General features: G+C 42.5%; 2 protein-coding genes and 1 pseudogene. 1 reads left to right on the top strand and 2 read right to left on the bottom strand.

Annotated features, from left to right (window positions below; translation table 11 throughout):
- Positions 1-189 precede the first annotated feature (189 nt).
- Positions 190-362 (top strand): annotated as a pseudogene (locus tag Q1K34_RS17790) (GDCCVxC domain-containing (seleno)protein).
- A 58-nt stretch (positions 363-420) separates the two neighbouring features.
- Here the strand turns inward: Q1K34_RS17790 and Q1K34_RS17785 are convergent.
- Entirely contained in the window at positions 421-3,501 is a 3,081-nt protein-coding gene (locus tag Q1K34_RS17785; protein ID WP_300442033.1) for an efflux RND transporter permease subunit, read from the bottom strand.
- An 18-nt stretch (positions 3,502-3,519) separates the two neighbouring features.
- On the bottom strand, positions 3,520-4,095 hold a 576-nt coding region (locus Q1K34_RS17780; protein WP_300442029.1), incomplete at its 5' end, for an HlyD family efflux transporter periplasmic adaptor subunit.

Raw genomic sequence — 4,095 nt, 5'->3', positions numbered from 1 at the left:
CTTTGGAGGAACAGGACCATATTCATCAGCCAATTTTTCGCAGGATGTAAAAAAAACGATAGAAATAATCAGACAAAACCATTGTATTTTCATTACCTAAAATATTATTTAGGCAAATCTAAAATATATTTTTAACATATACTATATTAACCACAGGTTAATCTAAAAATAATTTTGATACGGTTATAAATAATCTTATTAAGAAAAGGAGAAGAAGAAATGTCCACAACAGCCTGTCAGTTTTTTTACCAATGCGAAAACTGCAGTCAATTATTGAAACCAAAGGAAGGTGATTGCTGCTTTATTGTTCTTATGGTACTGTTGCCTGTCCACCCATTCAGGAAGGAAACAATTGCTGCTAAAAATGAAAAGCGGACTCTATATCGAGCCCGCCAATTTTTTTTAAATTTTAGAAGTCGATTAATCTTTCCTCGTAACTAATTCATATACGCAAGGTATCACAACCAGGTTCAGTACCGTTGCTGAAAGCAATCCTCCAAGAATTACAACAGCCATTGGGCTCTGGATCTCACTTCCCGGTTCGCCTCCTTTTAAGGCTAGTGGAATAAGTGCCAATCCAGTGGTAAACGCTGTCATTAAAATTGGATTTAACCTGTCGAGCGCACCAGATTTAATGAGCTCATATCCTCTAAGGCCTTCCTTCCGCAGATCTTCATATCTCGATACCAGTAAAATTCCGTTTCGAGTAGCGATCCCAAATAAACTGATAAAACCTATCGTGGAAGCTATACTTACAATTCCTGATGTAAAATAAACGATCAGAATTCCACCTATTAATGCCAATGGCAGATTTATGAGAACCACAAAAGCCAGTTTCACATTGTTGAATTCAAAATACAATAAGAGAAAGATCACGAAGATTGCAATAATTGCAGTGATCAAAAGCATTTGTGAGGCTCTGGATTCACTCTCAAATTGCCCACCATATTGCATCCTATAGCCTTCTGGAATAGTCACCGAAGAATTCACAGTTTCCTGGATCTCTTCTACCGCACTTCTTAAATCGCGACCCTGCACATTGGCAGCAACAACGATCTTTCTTTGCACATCTTCCCGACTAATAGTATTGGGACTACTTACGGACGACACACTAGCGAGCTGTTCCAATGGAACCTGTGAACCATTTGGCAATCCTATCAAAGCGGTTTTGATCTTCTCAATGCTGTTCCTACCCTCCTCCTTATAACGAACCACCAGGTCAAAATACTTCTGACCTTCATAAATCTCACCTACCTCATGACCGGCAAAGGCGATATCCACCTGCTCCATCAATTGACCAACGGTCATCCCGTAAGCTGATAAGATCTGGCGTTTTGGAGTGATCTTGATTTGTGGTACTTCAATCTGTTGATCAACAGCTACATCGGCAAGCCCATCGATAGGAGTAATATTCTCCTCCACGTTTTTACCTATTTCATATAGCTGTTGCAGGTCGGGTCCAAAGATCTTAATCGCGATATTGGCTCTCGTACCTGAAAGCATATGGTCAATACGGTGAGCTATAGGCTGCCCCAGCGTAATATTAACTCCCGGAACGATACTTAATTTCTCCCGTACGTCCTCAAAGAATTCCTCTTTCGATTTATCTTCCAGGGTGAATGGTACATCGATCTCGGCGGCATTTACTCCCTGGGCATGCTCATCCAGTTCAGCTCTACCGGTCCTTCTGGTAACCACATCCACTTCGGGCATTTCAAGCAATAATTGTTCGACCTGTTTTCCGGTCTTATTGCTTTCTTCCAGAGACATGGATGGAGGTCCAACCACACTTATCACCATTGATCCTTCCTTGAATTCGGGAAGAAAACTTCTACCCAATTGTGTAAATAAGGTGATGCTTAGTAGAAAGGCAACTACTGTTACCGTGATCACTGTTTTAGGAATCTTTAAGGCTCGATTTAGAATATCGGCGTAAGCCTTCTGTAACCATCTTTCCACTTTTGTTCCTTCGGACTGCTTTTTCAGCATTTTCTCCTTTTTCAGAAGATAGCTACACAGCACCGGAGTAACGGTTACCGCTACAATCAGCGACGTCAATACTGAAGTGATAAAAGCAATTCCCAGAGGTTTGAGCAATCGGCCTTCCATTCCGCCTAGGAAAAACAGCGGCACAAAAGAGACAATAATGATAAGGGTTGCTATGATAATGGAACTTCTAATTTCCACCGACGCATCCCTTACCACGGTGATCACCGACTGCCTTTCAGCTTTAGGTTTTCGAATATTTTCGCGCAGGCGTTTATAAACATTCTCCACATCAATAATAGCATCATCTACCAGTGCTCCAATTGCAATTGCCATTCCACCCAAACTCATGGTATTGATGGTATAACCCAGCATTTTTAATACGATAATCGATACCAGTAACGAAATTGGGATCGCCAGCAGTGAAATTAGGGTGGTACGCCAGTTCATCAGGAATATGAATAATACAATGACCACAAAAAAGGCACCTTCCAGCAAAGTCATATTCAGGTTGCTAATGGAAGCATCTATAAAGTCTGCCTGTCGGAAGATCTGACTTTTGATCTCCACGCTTTCCGGCAGACTGGTTTCCAGTTCGGCAATGGCCTCATCCAGTCTTTCCGTGAGCTCCAGCGTATTAACATCGGGCTGCTTGGAAATTGTCAAAATAACCGCAGGTTCCGCATTCAAGGAGCCATCCCCGATCTTATCGGCAGCGCCTATCTGAACTTCCGCAATATCCTTGATCTTAATGCTCTGGCCGTTCACCTGTTTTACCACAGCTTCCTCCAGATCATCTATCGCATAAGCTCTACCACTTCCTTTGATTATATACTGATTTCCGTATTGATTCAGAAAACCACCGGGAGCATTCGTATTTGCCTCTTTAACCTTCTCGGTTAATTCTTCAAGACTTACATCGTAATATTTCATTTTTCCGGGATCGGCAAAAACCTGGTATTGTTTATAATCTCCTCCAATCACCACCACGTTTGCAATCCCTCCGATGGCCTTGATCCGTGGACGTATCTGCCAGTCAGATAATGTTCTTAGTTCCATTGGGTTCAGACTATCTGAAGTGACTCCCAATAGCATTACTTCTCCCATAATCGAGGAAATGGGTGCCATAGTAGGAGCTCCTATTCCTGTGGGTAGGTTTTCACGAACCATTGGAATACGTTCACTTACGATCTGTCTTGCCTTGTAAATATCAGTACCCCAGTCGAATTCAACCCAAACGATGGAGATTCCCGCGGCTGAGGAAGAACGAATCCTTCTTACATTCGGCGAACCGTTCATCGCGGTTTCGAGCTGGTAGGTTACGAGTTTCTCTACCTCTTCACTCTCCATTCCATGAGCTTCCGTAAGTATGGTCACGGTAGGCGCGGTAAGGTCTGGGAATACATCCACGTTCATAGTACGTGCGAGGTAAAACCCGGTGATGCTCAGTACCACAGCCGCCAGAAGGACCAGAAGCCTGTTTTTAAGTGAAATTGATAATATTTTATTTAACATCTAATTTCTATTTCAATATTAATGATCATGCCCATGAGCAGGTGTTTGTCCGGACATTGAAGCCATCTTTACCTGATAATTTCCGGTGGTCACAACAACATCTCCGGCATCAAGTCCGCTAAGGACCTGCGCATTCTTTCCGTTTCGTTTGCCGATCTTCACAGGTCTTCTCTCGAAACTTTCACCCCCGGTTTGTACGATCACAGAAAAATTACCGTAATCTTCAAGTAATGCAGCTTCAGGCACCACAATTCCGGTTTCAGCCTCTCCAAGAGCGATCTGTACTTCAGTAAAACTACCTTCAGGCATTTCAACTACATCTTTCACTTTAATATACACCGGGATCATTGGTTTGCGATCCTCTACTTCTTTCCCTACGGAAACAATCGATCCTTCTTCTACTTCACTCCAGGTTCCTTTATCATTTCTGAACCAAACGCTAGCGATTGCCTCTTTACTCGGATTATGAGAAGCACTTAATTGCGTTTTAAGCAAACGTGACTTATCAGTTCCAATAGAAACGAGATTAGCTCCCTGTTCTACATAATCCCCGTTTGAGGTGCTGATGGATTTTATAAATCCGTCAAATGGAGC

The organism is Christiangramia sp., assembly GCF_029937855.1.
GTDB lineage: Bacteria > Bacteroidota > Bacteroidia > Flavobacteriales > Flavobacteriaceae > Christiangramia.
This window is presented reverse-complemented; position numbering and strand designations above follow the sequence as displayed.